The following is a 20,738-nucleotide window of genomic DNA, read 5'->3' on the forward strand; positions in this document are numbered from 1 at the left end:
ATGGTCGCTGTTTTAATTAAAAATCGTTTAACGCTTCGCGTGCGACACGGTCTGCTTTGTTTTCAGACCGTGGAATCCACTTGACGAAAGCGAGTGGTAGAAGCGAATACCGTTCAAATGCCGGATCAAAATAAACTTGAATCCGTTTATTTTTTGCAAACTCACGCTCGACCGCCAACGAAACGGCCTCGGAGTCCGTCCGAAACGAAAAGACGCTTTCTCCGACAAGGACTAACTCTTCCGCCAATTCGACAGCCCGGGCGAACGCTTGGAATTCTGCTTCATGATTATTGACTGCTGTGATTCGAAACGTTCGCTCGATGACCTCTCCCGCTGAATTCTTACAAAAGATTCCTACTGTCGCATCATCATTGGATGGACGGACCGCACCATCAAAATATACTTCAACCATGTTCAATCGCCGCCTTTACACCTTTTCGTATCGCTTGTTCGTCTAAATTTTTCCCGATGAAGACAAGTGTCGTTTGTTTGTCTTCCTCAAACCGTCCACGTGTCGCTGTCCCGTAAATCATCCCGGTTCCTTGAAGAATCGTCTTCTGCTCCGTGTCTGCAAAATGGATAATCCCTTTATACCGGTATAGATCTTCCGCATAGGCTTCAAGGATTTCGCGCAAAACCGCTCCAAACCGATTACGGTTTAACGGATTGACTTCCGTGACCGTTAACGCCGTAAAGGAGTCTGCAGCACGTTCAAAACGATCGTCCTGTTGCATCAAGCGCTCTTCTTCCGCTTTCGGAAAATGAAACGTCTCGAACAACTTGCCGACGTCGACACGAGACTCGGTTGTCGGAATGATGTTCGCGGTCGGATTTAAAGCCTGCAACCGTACGACGATTTGTTCTTGTACATCGATTGGTACCAAATCGACTTTATTGACCAACAAAACATCCGCAAAACCAATCTGTCTGACATTCTCTTCAAATGTCAATTCTCGTTCGAGATGGTACGCATCGACGACCGTGATGACACTCGATAATTGATACTGTTGTTCGATTGCCGGTTCAAAGTAAAACGTCTGCAGAATCGGGCCAGGGTCCGCGATGCCTGTCGTCTCAATCAATAACCGATCAAAAGTCATTTCACCTGCCCGGCGTTTTTTAGAAATTCGTAATAAAGCCTCCCGTAAATCCCCGCGAATTGAACAACAAATGCATCCATTCGTCAATTCAATCATCTCTTCGTCACTACGTTCAATCAAGGCTTCATCGATGTGGACAGCTCCTACCTCATTGACGAGCAACGCTACCTTCTCTGTTGGATGGGAGACGATATGATTCAACAACGTCGTTTTGCCTGCACCTAAAAACCCGGTAATCAATGTTGTTTTAATCCGTTCTTGCATCCTATTCACTCCTTAAAGCACTTGTGCCGTTCTCCATTTTTCTTTTCGTGCATCTAATAAATCAATCGCATGTAAATACCATGCTTCCGTCGTCTGTGGTGTAACACTCGAGCCCCACTCTTTTTTTCCATGATGCGATAAAATCAGGTGCATCATGCGATGGTGTTGTTCGAGCGGTAAGCGGATTGATTCATCCCGTAATGCTTGTTCGAATACAAAACAGCCGTACGGCATATGGCCGACTAAACTACCGATGGAATCGATTGCGATTCCGGATAACGTCTCTTCACCCGGTTCGACTTGAAGCAATTGCGTAAATCGACTCGTTGTTGCGCCGAGATGATTATACTCCCAAACCTTTCCGATGTCATGTAACAAAACGCCAAGCAGCAATTCATCTTGATTCGGCAATTCATCTAACAGTGTAATCGCTCGTGCTGCTTGGTATAACGAATCGAAGCTGTCATCCCAGGCAAACTGTCGTGCAGATCGACTCGGCGCTTGAAACAGATCATTTTTATGGTCGGCTTCTGCTTCTTGAATACATTGAAGTAACGTTAAATACGGACGCTCTGATTGACAGATTCCTGCAACAATCGTCATCATACAGGCAGTATGTTTCATGAGGCCCCCGATATAAGCATGATGATGGAAAAGTGCCGCCGGTCTTGTCGAAAAGTCATCCCAATAGGTCGTTAAACACCGGAGTGCGATTTGCCGATACGGCTCACCCAGCTGCTCGACTAATCCAATCAATTGATTACGATAATCCGTCATCGACTCTTCTTGAGGCATCTGGGGTAACAAAGTCGTCCCGGAGACATCATGGACCGCTTTGACCCGTTGAACCGTCAGTGACTTATTGCCCGAGTCGACAGGGTATTCCTCGACCTTCGCCACGACATGGACGATTCGCGTCTCAAGATAAGGACGCATCGCATCTTCAGCCGTGCCTTGATTCAACCACTGTTTCCCTTTACAAGACCCACTCGGTGAATTGAACGTGAATTGGAGCCATTCCCGTCCGGTCTGACTCGTTCTAATTTCCGCAGAAGCCACCAATAACGTCTCTTCGACTTGTTCGCCCGGAGCGTGCCGGTCAATCGAGAAACCACCAGTCTCATTCGATTCTTCTACCGTAAAGACATCTCCCGTATACGGCAAGATCTCTTGTTCCGGAATCGCTTTAAATAAACGAATCATTTTCGAATCACTCCTCTCATCTCTACTGTCCATCATAGCAAATCATTTCTTCTTCTGTACAAAACAAAAGAATGATTGTAAGCGGTTACTTAATCAACTATGATGAAATTATATGTACACTCATTCGATTTAAGGAGGTTTTTAATAATGATCCGTTCGTTATCTTCAAGTTATGACATTGTGGTCCAGTCACAAAAAGAAGCTGACGCCTCACATACAACGCGTGCCCAGTTGAGACATGCCATCGTCAATTATGACATCTTGGCGGACCAAGATTCCGCTTTACAGCAATTGATTGATCATGAATTAAAATCCTGTTGCTTTCAGGTCCAACAAATCGGTCTTGATGTTCGGTCTGATCTCGTAAAATTACTCGTCCTGTCTGCTTTTAGTACCGATGCAGGATTCAGTACGGATGAATTAACGAGCATGTCATCGAATACAATCAAGCGGCATCTCTCTTCATGCGACGCCATCTTTACACGGCTGATTCAAAAATTATTTCTCCACCAGTCGCAAACGGATATCATTTGCCAACGTCTCCAAAGTGTTCTCTGTGGCGCTGCTACAAAAAAATGTATCATCCGGGCGCAACGACTGCATGAATCCGCTTCTTCGACGGCAATCCATTAAAAAAGTCCTGACTCGAATGAGTCAGGACTTTTTTTCAACGACCTGGCATTCCAGCTCCTTGAAAGTCTATGTTATGAAAATGCGGCGTTCCGCTTCGTCATATCTTTTATTATCATCACAGATATTGGGGATTTTGTCAAATGTTTTTCAAAAAAAGTGGGTCGATCTCGTTAAAGATCAACCCGAATGGAAGAGTGAATAATTACCATGGCAATGCTTGATTTCATCATACAACGTCATGGAAGCGTTTACAAGTCTTTATCTAAAATTCTTTCAAGAAAATATTGTTCCGTTAACGGGAGGTGTACTACGTCCATCCCACTCTGACGCATCAAGTTCAACCCATCCCCATATTCATACCCCGTCGCATAAACGACACGGTCAATTTTTGAAGCAATCAATGCCAGGCTACAGGCGTGACAAGGGCTATGCGTCACATATGCCGTCGCATGACGTGCACTCGTGGAATCGGCCGCAAGTTTCCCTAACGCATTGATTTCAGCATGGATTTCATGTTGCTTTGACCATTCATGGTGTTCTTCCTGATTGTTACAGTGATAAAAGACGTGACCATTATGTATCGTAGTATCAGATTCAGATACATTTTCACGAATCGATTTATATAACGTCCCCTGCTGTTTTAAAAAGATTTCATTACAGTTGACGTGTTGACTCGGCGTCCCATTGATTCCAATCGAAATGGGTTTTTCATCCTTGACGATGACACAGGCAACTGACTTCGATGCGCACTTCGAGTGGCGATCAGCCATCATTTGTGCAAACAATAACCACGTCGTATCCCATTTTTGTTGTTTGAGGTCCATTATTTTCACTCCTTAAAAAGTACGAAGGAACACACAAATGTGTCCCTCAGCGTGTAGACAAACTCTTATGAAGCGTGAACAGGCGAGAACGAGAGACAATCCGGTTGCACTTCCATGTCTCGCCTCGTCTTCAAAGCGACAATCGGTCACGCCGCTACAGCAAAGCTGCAGGGTCGCGACCGATTGCTTTTCGCGGTTCTAAGCGATTCAAGACGGATTGCGCCCTAAACCGTCTGCATGACTGGCTTTCCGTCATAGTGTTACCTAATAAGCGTCACGTTTCGTTGACTCTTGCCTCTAAACGTGCGTTTTTAACGCATGTTCAGAGGCAGGCAAGACCCTGCTTCTTGTTCGTTAGGATCAAGGAGCAACGGCTTGCGCCCTGCCCGAGGAAAGCAACGAAAAAAACTATGGCACTTTGTCTACAGCCTTAGTAACGTTGATTCGGTAGTTCTCTACTTTTTGAAGCGACTTCGATGACTTTTTGTTTTAATTCATTTTCCATGCGTTCTAATTCATGCTCGGCGTCACGGCGTTTTTGTTTCCCGTCTTGTTGAATCCGGAGTGTCTCATCAAGCGTTTCAATTAAGTTTTGATGCGCGACTTTTAACGATTCGACTGAGACGATCCCCTTTTCGTTTTCTTCTGCGATTTCAATCGACGAATCCTTTAGGAGACGAGAGTTTTGTTCCAGTAATTGGTTCGTCGTATTCGTGACATCCTTTTGCATCTGCAGAGCCGTTTTTTGCCTAGATAGACTGAGTGAAAGGACGACTTGGTTTTTCCAAAGCGGAATCGTATTGACGACCGCCGATTCGATTTTTTCAGCAAGGATTTGATTATTCTGCTGTATGACACGAATTTGCGGTGCCATTTGTAAACTGATCGTCCGCGATAATTTTAAATCATGAATTTTTTTCTCGAATCGATCTGTAAGTTGGATTAAATCATTTAATTCCTGTAATTTTGTTTGGTCACGGGAAATCTCAACCTCCGTCCGAAGCGGTTCGATTTCATTTTCTCTGACATGGGCAATCTTTGTTTCACCGGCTGCAATGTATAAATTGAGTTCCTCGAAGTACCGTCGATTCTTTTGATACATTTGATCGAGCAGCGTGATGTCTTTCATTAGACCGTATTTCGAACGATCCAAGTTATGGACGACTTCTTCTAAATACGCACTCATCTTTTCATACTGTAAGAAGTAAGTTTCTGCCTTTTTCTTCGCCCGACCGATTACGGGGACATTCGACCAAAAACTTTTCTTTTCTTGCAGCGTATCCGGATCCATTTGGCGGACCCGTTGCATCAAGTCCGACAGCAACTTCCCAGCATCGCCACCGTCTTTCATTTTCACTTCACTTAATACTTGATCAGAAAATTGGGAGAGTTCCCGTTGAACAGGTGCTCCGAATTGCATGACGGCATCAGACTTGTTTAAATCAATCACTTGAAGAAGACGTTCGATTTTTTGACGTTGTTCAGCCGGAACGTCACTCGGAATCATGTCTTCAACCGGTCGGACGGGTGTCCGGTGCTTCGGTGTCTCTGCAAGATTCAAATCCACGGACGGATCTGAGATCGTCGGTTGTGATGCGCTCTCTGTTTTTGATTCGTCCGGCCACTCTTGCCATGAATTATTATCAGAATGGGTCATGTTTATAACTCTCCTCCTGTTTTCTTTGTTCAGATTCTTGAGCCAACACTTTTTCAATCGTCAAGAGTTCTCGTTCTAGATCGACCGTATCCCCTTCTAAAAGCAGAGATTGATGTTGTTTTAATTTTTCGGCAATCATTTTTAAGTTCGCTTGCAATTGTTCACGCGTGTCAAACTGTACTTGAGCCCCACGCCGTTCTAAGTCTGCGAACTTTTCTGAAATCGACAATAAGGAATCGAGGTAGAATGTAAAGAAATCGCGGACTTTTTTCACTTCGCGTGGTGCTTGGAACAATTCTTCAAATAACGTATGTGCCTCGCGTGAAACGACGCGCATCTCTGCACGAATTTCGCTATCACGAATCGTCGGGATGATTGTATCAAAAGCTTGTAATTTAACGAACCCTTCTTCAACGGTCCGTTGTAAAACTTGCAATTCGAGATCATCTGTCTCATCGAATCGTCGTGTCGCTTGTTCTGGTTTTAAGATGACGCTACCGACGAATTGTTCTTCATCGTCGAGTAATAATTTCTTTTTGACGTTTTGTCGTTTTAACTCAGTTGTTTTCCGTTCTGTCCGGTACCGCTTACCAGGCTTAGAACGGTAACCGCTCCAAATGAACCATAAACCAAGGGCAACAAAAATTCCGGAAAAGTTAAGTGCATCTGCGATTTGAAGAAATGCGAACATCAAACCGATTGACCCAAATATCCACCATGTAGAAGATTTCATTTCATCCCCTCTTTCTCTTGAACGCATCTATCTGAGATAAGAATACTTTTTATTCTTTCTTATATCTTACCATTACGGATGACTTAACAAAAAGTTTCCCGTTTTCACGAAATGTTAGTCCTCGATACTCCTTATTTCACCATAATCTTTTAAATTGTACATCCGTCTCTAGATGTACTCGTCAGAAATCTAGAGACGGATGTACAAAAAAACACCAGATTCCGACAGTAAGGTCGAAATCTGATGCTTTGGCCGATGTGATTTAAGAAAACAGTAGCGGCCATATTAAAATGATTAGAATCGCTAACGGACTCAAGTAACAGACACTGAAACGCCAAAAAGGAATCAGTCGTTTTACCATCGGTCCAGTCGCTAACTCTCGCTCAACGATGGCCCGGTCAAGTTTGAATCCAGCAAAAATCGAAATCAAGAGGGCTCCAATCGGCATTAAGATATTTGAAACGAGGAAGTCCATCCAATCAAAAACGGTTTGCCCTAGCCATGTCACATCGCTCGCAATTCCAAATGAGAGTGCTGACGGTACCCCGACAAGTGCAACTAGCGTAGTGATAATCAAAGTAACCCGCTTTTTGTCTTGAGCCGTCGCTTCATCTTTCCGATCGGTCAGTGCTGAGACGACTACCTCAAGCATCGCAATCGATGACGTGATTGATGCAAACGCAAATAATAAAAAGAACAGTGTCAAGAAGACGCTACCGAACTGAACTTGACTGAACACCGTCGGTAAAACGATAAATAAGAGTGAAGGACCTTCAGCAGGATCAAGCCCTGATGCAAAGACTGCCGGGAAAATCGCTAGTCCGGCAAGTAACGAAACGACGATGTTCAGGGAAACAATCCATCCTGCTGAACGATTGATTTGACCACGTTCTTTCATATAAGAGGCATAAGTCAACATCGCTGATACACCAAGCGATAACGAGAAGAAGGCTTGTCCAAGCGCACTGAGGACCGATGTCCGGTTTAATGCTGAAAAATCCGGTTCAATAAAGAAGCGAACACCCGCGCCTGCTCCTTCAAGTGTCAAGGACCGACCAACTAAAATAATAAAGCAAAGGAATAATAATGGCATCATGATTTTGCTCATCTTTTCAATCCCGGACTGGACACCACGCAAGACAATCAAACCCGTGATAATCAAAAAGACGACTTGTCCGACGATTGCATACAGTGGTGAAGCAGAAATCGTTCCAAAGAGTTCACCGAGTTGCTCACTCGTAAGTGATGTCAAATTTCCTGAGAATCCGAGGAGCGTATAAATTAATACCCAGCCTCCGATGACACTGTAAAACGAGAGCAGTAAGAAACAAGTGACAACACCAAGTACACCGATGAACGTAAATTTTTTATGACCTAATTCAGAAAATGCCCGTAATGCTGTTTTGCCACTTATTCTTCCGATCAAAAATTCTGCAATCAGTACTGGAAGTCCGAGGAGTAAGGTGAATACTAAAAATAGTAATAAAAAAGCACCTCCACCGTTTGTTCCTGTCGTGTAAGGGAATTTCCAAATCGCGCCGAGCCCGATGGCTGATCCGGCAGCGGCTAAAATAAATCCAATTTTCGAAGCCCATGCATTACCCTTCATGGAACTCCACCTCCTTTTCAAAATACTTTCTTATTGTACAAAAACTAAACAAGAATGTCATCCTTTATCAAGTATTTTCTTTAAAGCATAAAAGCGTAACCGCATATTCGTGATGAACTACCTTTTGGACTTGTGCATATAAAAAGGAGACAATGATTCATTTCTGAATCCCCTTGTCTCCTCAACTATCCCATCATTCAATTATTTGGACTGGTGACCCGCATACATTTTTAAAAATTCAGGTAACACTTTTACTTCTACCGGAGAGTTCAATGCCTTTTCCCCATCTGTGTCAATCACTTTTGGAGAATCCGTCTTTAAAGTAAACCCACTCGTTAATATATGGGTGAAGGAAGGATTCGTCGCTAGTCCAATTTTTTGGAGGATGACATCCCGAATCGTCGCTAAATTGACTTCATCGACGATTACTAAATCGAGCTTCCCATCGTTATATGCTCCGTTCGATAAATTAGTCTCGATCCCACCAAGTGATTCACCGTTTGCTGCTAAAATCAAGACAGCTTCACCTGTCATTTTTTGCCCTTCCACTAAATTAAGTTCGTAAGCAAAGGGTTTTGCTTCTAAACTGGAGCGAATCGTCGATAAATAGTAGCCCATTTTACCGAGTCTGACTTTTTCTTCGGTATCGATTCCAATTGAGGCTTCAGCAATCAGCCCAAGCCCTAAAAAATTAAGGAAATACGTATCATTGACTTGTCCAAGATCAACCTCAACGATTTGTTGGGTCGCAATCATTTCTGCTGCAAGTCGGGGAATCATCGGTAGACCGAGCGTCCGGGCAAAATCATTGCATGTCCCTCCTGGAATGATCCCAAGGATGGGACGTGTCTCTAACTTCGCTAACCCATTGATGACTTCGAAGACCGTCCCATCGCCTCCAAGGACGACGAGCGCATCGAATGCTGATGAATCTTGAGCAAACAACTCGGCATCCCCCGCCCGAGTCGTCTGCTTGATGACGATTTCATTAAACTGTTCCGCAAGCGGACTGATGACTTCTTCTAACAATCCGCTCCGGTTCGTCCCTGCTGAAGGATTACTAATCATCAATAGTTTCATTGAATGATCCCTTCTTTCTTCAAGTAATTGCGCGCAACTTCGCTCGCTGTTTTACCACCATAGGCGACTTCTTCATTCATTTTAGACATTTCTTCATCTGTGATTTTTCCATCTAATTTTTTTAAGGCTTGCCCGACTTCCGGGTACTCATCAAGCGTCTCTTGGCGTAATAGAGGTGCTCCCTCATACGGTGGGAACAGTTGCTGATCGTCCTTTAAGACAACCATGTCATATTTCGCGATTTCTGGATCTGTCGAGTAGGCATCGATGACTTCGATATCGCCTGACTCAATCGCTTTGTATCGTAGTTTTGGTTCCATCGTCACGACGTCTTTAAAGTTGACACCATATTTCTCTTGAATCCCTTTATATCCATCTTGACGATCCTTGAATTCTAACGTGAAGCCTGCCGTTAATTGACTCGCAACTCGCTTGATGTCGGAAATCGTTTTTAAGTCATACCGCTCCGCGATTTTTTTCGGAACTGCGATGGCGTAGGTGTTATTGTAGTCCATCGGCGGTAACAGCGCGAGGTCCTGTTTGACCAATCCATCTCGTGCTTGCTCGTAAACCGCTTGTGCATCATTTGAGACCGGTTTTTCATTTGTCAAACTCGCAAGGACCGTGCCCGTGAATTCAGGGTACAAATCGATATCACTAGATTGTAACGCTTTATAGACAAATGTTGTTTTACCGAAGTTTGGTTTAACTTGGACGTTCAAGTCCGTTTCATCTTCAATGACAATCTTATACACATTCATTAAAATTTCCGGTTCGACCCCTAATTTCCCGGCAACGACCAAGTCCGGTTGCTCCGTCCGACCGAGCGCGAATGGCGTGATGATTAGTGTCGCAATCAAGGCAAGGGCAACGACCATTCGGCTCGTTTGCCGTTTTTTCGTCGCAACTTCCGTTTGTCGTAATAAAAAATCGAACAGTAACGCGAGTAAGGCCGCTGGAATGGCACCTAATAATAATAGATTATTATCATTTCGGTCGATTCCGAGTAAGATGATCGATCCGAGTCCCCCTGCCCCAATCAAGGCTGCAATCGTTGCCGTCCCGATGATGAGAACCATCGCTGTCCGGACACCAGCCATCATGACCGGTAAAGCAAGCGGTAACTCAACCTTCAGCAAACTTTGCGTCGGCGTCATCCCGCAGGCCCGTGCCGCCTCTTTAATCGAAGGATCGACTTCGGCTAATCCTGTGAACGTGTTCCGGACTATTGGTAACAAGGCATAAAGGACGAGGGCAATAACGGACGGAAGCGTCCCGATTCCGACGAGTGGAATCATCAATCCGAGAAGTGCCAGTGAAGGAATCGTTTGAATGACAGAGGTCACACCAATCGACCACTCACTGATTTTTTTATTTCGTGATAAGTAAATACCGAGCGGAATGGCAATTAAGCAAGCAATCAGTAAGGAAATGACAGACAGTTGGATATGTTCAATTAAAGCTTGCAGCAGCTCTTCTTTCCGATCTTGAAACGTTTCGTACAAACCGCCCATTACATCGTCCCCCTGACTTGTCCCATGAACTCTTTAATAAATGGATCGTCGCTTGCCAGTACTTCGTCTTTTGTACCGATAAAAACGATTTCCCCTTCATTCATCAAACAAATGCGACTTCCTAACTTTAACGCTTCATTCATATCGTGCGTCACGAATAAAATTGTTTTTCCGAGCTCATCGTTCAGACGAATCAAATCATTTTGAAGTTGATCTCTTGAAATTGGATCAAGCGCCGAAAACGGTTCATCCATCAAGATGACATCTTGTTCTGCCGCAAGCGCACGCATGACGCCGACCCGTTGTTGTTGACCACCCGATAATTCACTTGGGTACTTTTTTTTCAAATTTTGATTGAGACCCGTCAGTTCGAACAATGTATCGACACGCTGCGCAACTTTTTTCTTATCCCATTTCAATAGTTGCGGCACGACTGCGACGTTCTCTTCAATCGTCATATGTGGGAATAAAGCGATTTGTTGGAGGACATAGCCGATTTTTCGGCGAAGTTCGTGTTCGTCAATCGACATAATCGGCTCCCCATTAATCCAAATCTGACCTGCTGTATGATCAATCAATCGGTTGACCATCTTCATCGTTGTCGTCTTCCCACAACCAGATGGACCAATCAAACAAAAAATTTCGCCTTTTTCTACTGTAAAATTTAAATTTTGGACCGCATTGGTTCCGTCGGCGTATGTTTTCCCGACGTCTTTAAACTCAATCACAGACGATCCCTCCATTTCTATATTTTATTATCTTTGTAAAATTCCCCTTATTTAACGATTCTAAAACCTGGTTCAAAAAAAAAAAGCATCCACGACTGGATGAATGCCAGCCTGTGGTTGCTTATTCCAAATTAATCGTAAATCGTAACTTTAACGGAACGTCTGCCCCAGTTAATCGCTTCTTGTTCCGTTTCCATCATCAAGTCCATGATTTTACCGTGAATGACACCACCCGTATCGAGTGCGATCGCATCCCCAAATCCATCGACGTGGACTTTCGTTCCGAGCGGAATGACACGTGGATCGACAGCAACGATTCGTCGTCCTTCAAAGTGAATCGTATGGGTCACATCATAGCCTGAAGCCGTCAAGACTTTTCCATCGTATGAACCGTTGAGTGCAGCGTCATTCGTATAAGCCGTCGTTTCAAACGTTTCCTGGCGTCCGCCTGCCTGTTCATTGTCTTGAGCAACTGGTTTTACTTCCGCTTTCTTCGTCTTTTTTTCAATTGCCTGTTGCTGTTCTTTTTCTAGCTGTTGTTGTTTTTGTTTTGCTTCTCGCTCTGCCCGAGCCTGTTGTTCTTTTAATTGACGTTCGTGCCGTGCAACTTTTTCAGCTGCTCGTTTCGCGGCGCGCTTCTTTTCAAGGCGGACGGATTCTCGTTTCATCTCAAGCGGATTTTGGACAATCTTCTTCTCTGTCCCGATTCCGATTTGTGCAGCTTCCGTATGCATATGTGGTGCAAGTATGAGTCCTGTAAAAGTAAAAATGATGGTAAGTACGATTTGTTTCAGCTTCATCCTTTAAAACAACCTTTCCGGCCCTTAACGGCTCGAACACCTTACCATGAGGAATTTAAGGATGAATAGTCTAAATCGTCATTTGAAATATATCTGTCAAAAAGTAACGAAACGGTTACACGCTTTCAAAAAGTCGATTTAACGTTGTGGTTAAGCCATTTATTGATGTCGTAACCGTTCTGTTACCTTTTATTCATTGTAACGACTTTGTAATGATTACGATTGTTCATGAAATTCTGTGAATTAAGTGTCCGTTTCAGACGGTTTTCTGTAAAAGGTCGCATCTTACTTGGCATACGAGTGTCCATTACGCTTAGACATGCATGATTACCGAATAATTATTCAAAGAAAAACCCGGCATCAATCTGCCGGGTTTCACCTTATTTCGTTTTACGTTCCAATAATTCAATCTCCGATTTAAGGAGAACTTGTTTTTCAAACTCGAATCCAAGTGATTCGAAGTTTTTTGTATGCGAGAGATCACCGACAACCGTATTTGTTAATACAGCCGTCACTTCAGCGATCCAACCTTCCTTCGTTTTTACCATGTCGCCCACGATATAATCGAATAACTCTTCTGTTTCTTCCATCTCATTCATCTCCTGACACGTTCAGATACGTTTAATCATATAAAAGAACTCATCAAAAAGCTAGTATCGCGAAATCATACTTAACATTTGCCGTAAGATTTTCGCCGTCAACCCCCAAATCAAATAGTCTTGATGTTCATAAAAATGTTCGATTACTTTGTATGTGCGATCGAGATACGCCTCTCGATTCGCCATCCGACTCGTCGGGACGGTTTTGCCTGGGCGAATCCGCCACTCCATCTCTCCCTCAATCGGGCTCGACCGTAACAAATCAGTTAATGGCACGTAAAAGATATGATCGACCTCTGCTTTTGATGGTCGGATGTCATCGGTACGAATGATTCCGACATATGGATAAATGATGGACCGGTTCGGCGTCACGAGCGGCTCTAACGTCCCGATGACTTCGATGTCTTGATCTGTCACGTTCAATTCTTCCCGTGTCTCACGAATCGCCGCTTCTTTTGGACCTTCCCCGAAATCAATTCTTCCGCCCGGAAAGGCGATTTCCCCGGGTTGCGAACGTAATGTTTTGGCACGTACTTGAAAAAGGAGGCAGATTTGTCCCTCATGCTCGACAAACGGCACAAGGACCGCTGCCGCCTGACGCGGCAACTGATCGCTCGTCTGTCGAAAGATTGCCCGCAGTTGATCGAACTCTGGATTCGTCATCGTCCTTCCTGCGCGACTTTCTGATACGCTTCTTCTAAATGACGCATCCGCGTGATCAAATCAGCATTTTTCGCAATCCTGTCTGCCAGAATCGAACCGGAGACGACTTTATAGTAAGCATTCAGGGCCTGCGTTTTCGTCATATACGTCTCATTTTGTCGGATGTACTCTTTAAAATTTACTACTAATCGGTCTGTCGTAAACAACTGTTCGTTCAACCCACTCATCCTCTCTGGCGGTTTCCCGCTAGGTGTATAGTTTAATGGTAGCGAGTTTTGGTTAAGAAGTAAAATAAGGGGGGGCTTATTCGTGAAGAAAAACATAGATGTACTAATCATCGGTGCCGGACCAACGGGATTGACACTAGCACTTGCGTTATCACGGTACGGTTTAACATTTCGGATCATCGAACGGGCGAGTGGTCCATCCGTCGTCTCAAAAGCAATCGGCATCCAAGCACGCTCACTTGAATTGTTCGCTCGCCTTGGCGTTGCGGACGAATTGATGGCAGAAGCAATCAAAATTAACCAGGGAAACCTTTATGTCAACGGGGCTTGGCAAGCTAAACTCGATTTTACGGATTTAAATACCCCGTTCCCGTTCGTGACATTGTTGCCTCAAAGTGAGACAGAACGGATTCTCGAGCAACGGTTACTCGATTACGGACATCAAGTTGAACGGGATACGGAACTGACCGGGTTTGCCCAATTCCCGACGTTCGTCACCGCATCGATTCGTAAAAATGATATCGTCGAAACCGTTGATGCTTCATTCATCATCGGTGCAGACGGTGCAAATAGCTTCGTCCGGCGCGAACTTGGACTGCCGTTTAGCGGCAAGTCCTTTAAGGAATCCTGGGCACTTGCCGATATCGAAGTCGATTGGCCGCTTTCATCTGAAGAAGTTCACATCTTCTTTTCCGATCATGGTGTCATCGAGTCGTTTCCGTTACAGTCCAATCTATTTCGGATTACCGGTAATTTGACGAATGGTGTCGTTCCGACGGATCACGCGGCGATTGAAGACTTTTTAGAGAATCGGGCGAAAGTACCCTTCAAATTAAAGAAAGTCCATTGGTATTCGATGTTCCGTGTCCATAATCGAATCATCGAAAAATTTGGTCACCACCGGATTTACTTAATCGGCGATGCGGCGCATATCAACTCGCCCGTCGGCGGACAAGGTATGAATACGGGCATCGCCGACGCAATGAACTTAGCGTGGAAACTTTGGTGTGTCCACGAATTTAAAGCAAGTTTCCCTCTCCTTGACTCCTATAGTACGGAACGGCGTGAGGCTGCACGGGGAATATTACGGTCAACGAATCTTGCGACGGAGCTTTTACAAATCAATGTTCCCTTCCTGCTTCCCTTGCAGGAAAAAGTCATCCGGAACAGTCTCAAAATCACACCACTCCATCATTACGTGACGAATCGGATTGCGCAGCTCAACAGTAATTACCATCCGTCAGATACGTTCGTCACGCAAGGACGCTTTGGTTTGCTAGCCCCGAAACCGGGCGAACCGATGCCCTACAGTGAAGTCGTGAATCCACGCACGAAAAAAAATGAGTTGTTACTCCGACGCGCTGATCGTAATTTTTTACTGTTGCTGTTCTTACCACGCCAATCGGACGAATCGGAACTTACGCCCTATAAGGAGTTAGCATATACCTATCCTGACCTGTTTGAGACGGTCCCGATCCATCAGGAGCTAAAAGATGACGGCGTCGTCGACCAAGGGGGAGAATTAGCACGGAAGTTCGGAATCAAGCAGTGTGGTCTCTACTTGATTCGACCTGACGGTTATATCGCGTATCGCCAGCAAGGTTTAAAGATTAAACCGTTCGCACGTTATCTTGAGCGTTTACTTTATGCCCGCTAAACACGTATGATAGTTATGAGGTGATATGTTCCATGGATGATTTGATTACACGATTGCCATTAATTATTATATTAATCGTTCTTTTCATCATCATCGTCTTGCGCCGGACGAAGGAATCCTTACGTTGGGTCCTCATCGGGGAAGAGTTTGGTGATAAAGGAGAACAGTTGCGACGTGACTATGAACGGCTCGCCGATGCAGGCTTTGAAGTCCGCATCGAACGTGGTGTCAAAACGTCGTTTTTATTCCGCCGCTTTAGTAAAAACTTAGACGACCGGGTTGCTGTGTATGCCCTGAAGGAAGACATCGACCGGGTCGAACGTTTCCTCAGTCAACCGAAACGACGGTAAAAAAAATAGTCATCCTCGCGAGTAGCGAAGGGTGACTATTTTTGATAGCTGGTCAGTAAATAAGCGACCTGTTTCCGCTCCTTTTCTGTGACAGGTGTGCCTTGCCGCTGTGCAATCCATGGCTTGAGTGATGCAAATGTGTGACCAATCGAAAACTTAACGCGCGACAACCGCAGTTTCGGAGCATTTTTGAAGACAAGCATCGACTGAACCGGAATGACGATGCCTTCTGCTTTCAACAGGGTTCTGACAGCCTTCGTCATGTTTTGTGCGTCTGTTACCGGGTGATGTGTCTCGACTTTTTGAATTCCTGTCATCTGTTCGACATGATACGCACGATCACTTAGTAAAACAGCAGGCTCCTCATTCACCAATATCAAAAATAACCCTTTTGGTCCAATCAAGGCGAAATCAATCCCCATCTGTGCATCAAGTTGAATCTGTTCAAACAGCATCCAGTCATACCGGCAAACATGACGAATGTGATTACAGATTAATTCTAAATCCGTCTCTTCATTTGTCATCGTCCGTCTTAATGAAAATAATCGTCGCTCCTTTGGGGGAACGATTTTTGTCGTCATCACTTGTAACATGATCTTCTCCCTCTCCTCGCTCGTTATTAGTTAGTTTACCACCCTTTCGCTCAAGCGACGCTTCCTTTCAAAAACAGGGGAATTTCACAAAAAAAAACATCCACTCGTAAATGAAGTGGATGTTTTAAGTAGGGAGGATCAGTTTTCTTGATGCGGGCGCCCAAAGACCGCTTTTTCAAGATTCGAGATCCGGCGTAACATATCATAATTCGACGGATTTGAAACAACTGGTTCAGGGTCGATAGTTCGTTCTTCTGTTCGTGCTGGTGCCGCCGTTTTGGCTGCCTCAAGCTCTTTTTTCAAACGGTCGATTTCACGTTCAAAACCTTCATAGTCTTTAATGACCTGATCTAAATATCCATCGACTTCTTCAATCACATATCCCCGGAGACCTGTCTTAAATTCTTTTTTATAAATATCGTCTGCCGTCAATAACGGTTTATACATCCTCTTCACTCCCACTGATCAGTATAGTTCAGTTCTTGTTCCATCATCGATAAATCATCTTGCGTGATCAAGAACACTTGATAATCGGATCTTTCCATTTCTATTTTAGCACGCTCGACGAGATACTTCGCTGAACCACCATGCTCTTCATCAAAAATCGATAAAAGTCCTTGGCTTTTTTCAATCATGAATTCCGTTTTGTTTCGCAGTTGGCTAGGATTTTCATAAGGCTTCTGACTGATTGCATCGACGAAATCTGCTTGGTCAAGTACAGCCAAATACTGGGCTTGAACCGGTTCCTTCCATTTCGCTTCCTGTTCAAGAAACGGGAGTAGAATCCCGAGCTGGATGTCTGGGTAGTCGTCCTTTAACTCGAGAATGACTTCACATGCCCAGAGCTCACATCCGGGTGTTGCATTCGTGATGAACCACGTCGTCCCCATGTCTTCAATCAGTCGAATCAACCGTTCCCGATATGCTGCCTTGATGACTGGAATACCGGGATGTTTTTGATCGAAAATCCCGAGTTCGGTTGGTTTGTAACCCGTGATTGCGACAACTTTCATCCTTGACACTTCCTTTGTAGCCGATTGCTTCGGTGGGTGAGTTCTGCCATCACGTTTTCCTTACGTGACGCGAGCAACGATTGAGACTCCACCATTATTTTGGCTTGTTCAGTATAATCATAAGCAAGCCGTGGCTCTTTTGCAATGTGCTCCGCCCATTTCGCTAACTCGATGTATCCACGAAACGTCTTACTCTTCTCAAAGCACGGGACTGCTTGTTGATAGTCTTGCATTTTTTTAAATAAGAGACCTTGCCGCAACCATCCTTCCGCCGACAAATCGTTTACCTGATGAAAGTGCTCGACTGATTGTTCGTTAATCCCTAAATCGGCTAACCAAACGGCAATGTTCTCTCCAATCCGGGATGATACTTCTTTTCGGTGGGTCACGAGATGATTGCATTCATCATAGAGACTAACAAGTGTCAGACAGTCATGGAGGTGATGCTCAAGGACACCATCCATGATGGACGGATTTTGATGTTCGACATATTGAAAGTAATGCATCGGTGCTAAAAATCCCGGTAAATCATCCGCTCGCTCAAATCCGATTTGTTCTTCCATCGCCGTCAGCCGGTACGAATCGGACAATCCTTTAAAAATCCGCCGACAGACATGGAGTAAATCCAGGTGACCGACTTTCGGCAGGCGCGGGACACGTTCGCGGACGAACACATGTCGTGTCTTGATTTGCGGCCAATCAAAGCTTTTTCCATTATAGGTGACGAAGCGGACATCTTCTCCGATATCCGTCAGAAAATGATGGTAAAAGGCAGCCTCATAATGCGGATGCGGTAAAAAATATTGCCGCATCAACAACTCTCCTTTCTCAAAACGGGCAAACCCCATCAAAAAAATCGTTGTCCCGGTTCCACGTAAGCCGGTCGTCTCCGTATCGAAAAAGATGATTTGTTCAAGCGGGACATCAAGCGCAAGTGGCGGATGCGGCAGTTGAAGTGATTCATACCCGGCACCGAACGTCCGGTGGCCATGGCTGTCCGCTAAGTTGTAACGCTGATCGATTCTGACAATCCATTCGTCTTCGAACGTCAGGATGTCCGCCCCTTTTTCAATCCAGGCCGCTTGTTCGTTCGCCGTCTTCGTATCGACCGTTTGTTCCGAAGTCTCCTCTATCGTTTGTGATTGCTCGCTCTCTTGATTCGTCGGTTTTAACATCCGTCTTAATTTATTTTTCATGATAACTCCTTCTCCATCTCAGTTAGCATGCTGACCGTCCGTTCCTTCTCGTCTGCGAGACCGACCATACCGATGCAAGCCGGACAACCATCTTGGCAGGGACATGTCTCAATCGAGTCGCGTGCTGCCCGTAACATGATGCTCCGTTGTTTATAGATCGAGGAAGCTAAGCCGACCCCTCCAGGATACCGGTCATATAAATAGATGGTCGGCTTTTGCGTATGGGTCGCCTTGACTTGCGGCACGACGAAAACATCGCTCGCGTCACACATTAAATAGAGCGGTGCTACACGCCGCAAGCTGTTCGCGACACCTTCCAGTACTTGTTCGAGCTCCGTACTCGAAGCAGATGTAGCAGGTAACGTAAACCAGACGCCTGTCGTATGGATTTCCCGCTCGGGTAAATGAATCGGACCTGACCCGATGTTTTCATGGGTACCGAATTTAATTTTTTTGAACATCGTCGCCATCCCACGGACACTGACATCCCCACGGGCGACACTAAACGCATCGTTCGAATAGCTTTCATCTTCTTCAAGGACAGACAAATCGACTGAAAAATTAGCATCGGTATAATAATCGACATCCACGGCACGGACAAACGCTTTTTTCTCCTCAAAATCAAGGGTCTCGACTTGATACTGATCCGCTCCATGCAAGTAAATCGCTTCATCATGCAATAAGGTCATCGCACTAAACGTATCCATCTCACCGATGACCCGATTCGGAACTTCCGTCTGATCGACGATGACGACGTTTTCTTGATCACTCGAGCGTAACGAGATCTCATGTGCCGGAAACGCGTCATTCATCCAGTAGAAACGCTCTCCCCGCTGATGCAGGACACGTTCTTCGACTAAATACTCGAGGATATCTTCTGTCTCGAGTGTCCCGAATGCTTCACCTTGCCGGAACGGGAGTTCGAATGCCGCACACTTAATATGATCGACGGCGATGATTAGGTTATCGGGATCTAACCGCGCCGCCTCTGGTGATTGATTTAAAAATAACTCCGGTCGCTCTGCGACGTATTGATCGAGCATGCCGGACGAAGCAACGAGGATGATTAAGGCATCGTCCTGCCGTCTTCCGGCTCGCCCTGCCTGTTGCCATAACGAAGCAATCGTCCCCGGATAACCATTCATGATACAGACTTGTAACTGACCGATATCGACGCCAAGTTCTAACGCGTTCGTCGAGACGATTCCGGTGATCTCACCTTTTCTTAGACGTCGTTCGATATCTCGTCGCTCCGTCGGTAAATAACCGCCACGGTATCCTTCAATCGATTTCGGACCGAGTTCATGGCGAACCAAACTGCGTAGATACGTCAGCAACACCTCGACGCGGACGCGAGAACGGGCAAAGACGATCGTCTGAAATTTCTTTTTGATGAAACGCGATGCCAGTTGTTTTGTTTCGAGTGTCGCCGAACGTCGAATTCCGAGTTGGGCATTGACGATTGGCGGCTGATAGACGATAAAATGTTTTCGCCCGGTCGGAGCACCGTTGTCATCGATTAAGGTGACTGGTTTTTCAATAAGCCGTTCCGCGAGTTCTTTTGGATTGGCAATCGTCGCGCTCGTCATGATGAAGACGGGATCACTCCCGTAATAGTGACAAATTCGGCGTAACCGTCGGATGACATTCGCCACGTGACTCCCGAAGACGCCACGGTACGTATGCAATTCATCAATGACGATATACTTTAAATTTTCGAACAGCTCAATCCACTTCGTATGGTGTGGCAATATTCCGGAGTGGAGCATGTCTGGATTCGTAATGACGATGTTCCCCGCTTTACGGACTTTTGTCCGAATCGTCGGTGACGTGTCTCCGTCATACGTAAAACAACGAATCGGTGCCTCGAGTTCATCAATTAATTCGAGCAGTTCACTGTTTTGATCTTGCGCAAGTGCCTTCGTCGGATAAAGATAGAGTGCCCGGTCGTTCGGGTGCTCGAGTAAATGCGAAAGAATCGGTAAATTAAAACAATACGTTTTCCCGGAAGCCGTCGGCGTGACGATGACCGTCGATTCCCCGGCTAAGACATGTTTGAAGGCTAAGGCTTGGTGTCGGTATAAGGCATCGATGCCACGTGCCCGAATCGCTTGCTGTAACCGCTTCGGCATCTGGTCTGGAAATGGTGCGTACCGCCCTTCCGTCGCTTCCATCGTCTTCATATATGTGACGCGCTCCATAAAAGAGCGATCGGCTTTCAATTCTTCTAAATAGGTGACGAGTGATTGTCTAGGTTCCATCGACTCACTTCCTTCCTTCTCTACTCATTATACA

22 protein-coding genes are annotated in these 20,738 nt (G+C 45.3%); 3 read left to right on the forward strand and 19 right to left on the reverse strand.

The genetic code is table 11. From position 1 onward, the window contains the following. Positions 1 to 16 precede the first annotated feature (16 nt). From KNQ04_RS08215 to KNQ04_RS08225, 3 genes are read right to left on the reverse strand one after another with little or no spacing between them, the layout of a single operon-like run. Positions 17 to 412, reverse strand: coding sequence for a ribonuclease HI family protein (locus KNQ04_RS08215; RefSeq protein ID WP_214849294.1), 396 nt, complete (start codon positions 410 to 412; stop codon positions 17 to 19). Continuing rightward, positions 405 to 1,364 (reverse strand): CobW family GTP-binding protein, encoded by a 960-nt coding sequence (locus KNQ04_RS08220; protein ID WP_214849296.1) that lies wholly within the window; start codon positions 1,362 to 1,364, stop codon positions 405 to 407. Before KNQ04_RS08220 ends, KNQ04_RS08215 begins: the two co-directional genes overlap by 8 nt. Positions 1,365 to 1,376: 12 nt before the next feature. Further along, positions 1,377 to 2,567: an HD domain-containing protein gene (locus KNQ04_RS08225; RefSeq protein WP_214849298.1), complete on the reverse strand. Its 1,191-nt coding sequence runs from the start codon at positions 2,565 to 2,567 to the stop codon at positions 1,377 to 1,379. Between the two features lie 147 nt (positions 2,568 to 2,714). Between KNQ04_RS08225 and KNQ04_RS08230 the strand changes: the two genes are divergently transcribed. After that, positions 2,715 to 3,200, forward strand: a complete 486-nt coding sequence (locus tag KNQ04_RS08230; protein ID WP_214849300.1) for a hypothetical protein — start codon at positions 2,715 to 2,717, stop codon at positions 3,198 to 3,200. A gap of 248 nt (positions 3,201 to 3,448) precedes the next feature. Here KNQ04_RS08230 and KNQ04_RS08235 read toward each other — a convergent pair whose 3' ends face one another. From KNQ04_RS08235 to yvfG, 11 genes are all read right to left on the reverse strand, one after another. Further along, complete coding sequence (locus KNQ04_RS08235) at positions 3,449 to 4,024, reverse strand: deoxycytidylate deaminase (RefSeq protein ID WP_214849302.1); 576 nt, start codon at positions 4,022 to 4,024, stop codon at positions 3,449 to 3,451. A 430-nt stretch (positions 4,025 to 4,454) separates the two neighbouring features. Beyond that, positions 4,455 to 5,681, reverse strand: coding sequence for a toxic anion resistance protein (locus tag KNQ04_RS08240; protein WP_214849304.1), 1,227 nt, complete (start codon positions 5,679 to 5,681; stop codon positions 4,455 to 4,457). Beyond that, a complete protein-coding gene (locus tag KNQ04_RS08245) occupies positions 5,668 to 6,414 on the reverse strand; it encodes a 5-bromo-4-chloroindolyl phosphate hydrolysis family protein (protein WP_214849306.1) in 747 nt (248 codons plus the stop codon). Before KNQ04_RS08245 ends, KNQ04_RS08240 begins: the two co-directional genes overlap by 14 nt. A 262-nt stretch (positions 6,415 to 6,676) precedes the next feature. Beyond that, positions 6,677 to 8,023 carry a sodium-dependent transporter gene (locus KNQ04_RS08250; protein WP_214849308.1) on the reverse strand — a complete coding sequence of 449 codons (1,347 nt, stop codon included), beginning with the start codon at positions 8,021 to 8,023 and terminating at the stop codon, positions 6,677 to 6,679. Between the two features lie 201 nt (positions 8,024 to 8,224). Continuing rightward, positions 8,225 to 9,103, reverse strand: a complete 879-nt coding sequence (locus KNQ04_RS08255; RefSeq protein ID WP_214849316.1) for a diacylglycerol/lipid kinase family protein — start codon at positions 9,101 to 9,103, stop codon at positions 8,225 to 8,227. After that, entirely contained in the window at positions 9,100 to 10,617 is a 1,518-nt protein-coding gene (locus KNQ04_RS08260) for an ABC transporter permease/substrate-binding protein (protein WP_214849318.1), read from the reverse strand. Before KNQ04_RS08260 ends, KNQ04_RS08255 begins: the two co-directional genes overlap by 4 nt. Next, positions 10,617 to 11,345: an ABC transporter ATP-binding protein gene (locus KNQ04_RS08265; RefSeq protein ID WP_214849320.1), complete on the reverse strand. Its 729-nt coding sequence runs from the start codon at positions 11,343 to 11,345 to the stop codon at positions 10,617 to 10,619. Before KNQ04_RS08265 ends, KNQ04_RS08260 begins: the two co-directional genes overlap by 1 nt. Positions 11,346 to 11,476: 131 nt before the next feature. Then, entirely contained in the window at positions 11,477 to 12,145 is a 669-nt protein-coding gene (locus KNQ04_RS08270) for a 3D domain-containing protein (RefSeq protein ID WP_214849328.1), read from the reverse strand. Between the two features lie 380 nt (positions 12,146 to 12,525). Further along, the gene (locus tag KNQ04_RS08275) at positions 12,526 to 12,735 is read right to left on the reverse strand and encodes a hypothetical protein (RefSeq protein ID WP_214849330.1); all 210 of its coding nucleotides are present in this window, start codon (positions 12,733 to 12,735) and stop codon (positions 12,526 to 12,528) included. A gap of 60 nt (positions 12,736 to 12,795) precedes the next feature. Further along, positions 12,796 to 13,407 (reverse strand): NUDIX hydrolase, encoded by a 612-nt coding sequence (locus KNQ04_RS08280; protein WP_214849333.1) that lies wholly within the window; start codon positions 13,405 to 13,407, stop codon positions 12,796 to 12,798. Then, positions 13,404 to 13,625 (reverse strand): protein YvfG, encoded by a 222-nt coding sequence (gene yvfG, locus KNQ04_RS08285; RefSeq protein WP_214849336.1) that lies wholly within the window; start codon positions 13,623 to 13,625, stop codon positions 13,404 to 13,406. Before yvfG ends, KNQ04_RS08280 begins: the two co-directional genes overlap by 4 nt. A 91-nt stretch (positions 13,626 to 13,716) precedes the next feature. On the opposite strand from yvfG, the gene KNQ04_RS08290 reads away from it, so the two are divergent. Both KNQ04_RS08290 and KNQ04_RS08295 read left to right on the forward strand, forming a co-directional pair. Then, positions 13,717 to 15,291, forward strand: coding sequence for an FAD-dependent monooxygenase (locus KNQ04_RS08290; RefSeq protein WP_214849339.1), 1,575 nt, complete (start codon positions 13,717 to 13,719; stop codon positions 15,289 to 15,291). Positions 15,292 to 15,323: 32 nt separating this feature from the next. Next, positions 15,324 to 15,641, forward strand: coding sequence for a hypothetical protein (locus KNQ04_RS08295; protein WP_214849342.1), 318 nt, complete (start codon positions 15,324 to 15,326; stop codon positions 15,639 to 15,641). Positions 15,642 to 15,676: 35 nt separating this feature from the next. Here KNQ04_RS08295 and KNQ04_RS08300 read toward each other — a convergent pair whose 3' ends face one another. The 5 genes from KNQ04_RS08300 to KNQ04_RS08320 all read right to left on the reverse strand — a co-directional run bounded on the left by KNQ04_RS08300 (position 15,677) and on the right by KNQ04_RS08320 (position 20,704). Then, a complete protein-coding gene (locus tag KNQ04_RS08300) occupies positions 15,677 to 16,234 on the reverse strand; it encodes a nuclease-related domain-containing protein (RefSeq protein WP_214849345.1) in 558 nt (185 codons plus the stop codon). A gap of 138 nt (positions 16,235 to 16,372) precedes the next feature. Beyond that, complete coding sequence (gene gpsB, locus KNQ04_RS08305; RefSeq protein ID WP_214849355.1) at positions 16,373 to 16,681, reverse strand: cell division regulator GpsB; 309 nt, start codon at positions 16,679 to 16,681, stop codon at positions 16,373 to 16,375. Positions 16,682 to 16,686: 5 nt separating this feature from the next. Further along, positions 16,687 to 17,247, reverse strand: coding sequence for an SLOG family protein (locus KNQ04_RS08310; RefSeq protein WP_214849358.1), 561 nt, complete (start codon positions 17,245 to 17,247; stop codon positions 16,687 to 16,689). Continuing rightward, positions 17,244 to 18,443, reverse strand: coding sequence for a ribonuclease H-like domain-containing protein (locus KNQ04_RS08315; RefSeq protein WP_214849361.1), 1,200 nt, complete (start codon positions 18,441 to 18,443; stop codon positions 17,244 to 17,246). Before KNQ04_RS08315 ends, KNQ04_RS08310 begins: the two co-directional genes overlap by 4 nt. Beyond that, positions 18,440 to 20,704 carry a DEAD/DEAH box helicase gene (locus KNQ04_RS08320; RefSeq protein ID WP_214849363.1) on the reverse strand — a complete coding sequence of 755 codons (2,265 nt, stop codon included), beginning with the start codon at positions 20,702 to 20,704 and terminating at the stop codon, positions 18,440 to 18,442. Before KNQ04_RS08320 ends, KNQ04_RS08315 begins: the two co-directional genes overlap by 4 nt. Positions 20,705 to 20,738 lie beyond the last annotated feature (34 nt).

Origin of the sequence: Exiguobacterium sp. s193 (assembly GCF_018618755.1) — a bacterium.
In the GTDB taxonomy this organism is placed as follows: domain Bacteria; phylum Bacillota; class Bacilli; order Exiguobacteriales; family Exiguobacteriaceae; genus Exiguobacterium_A.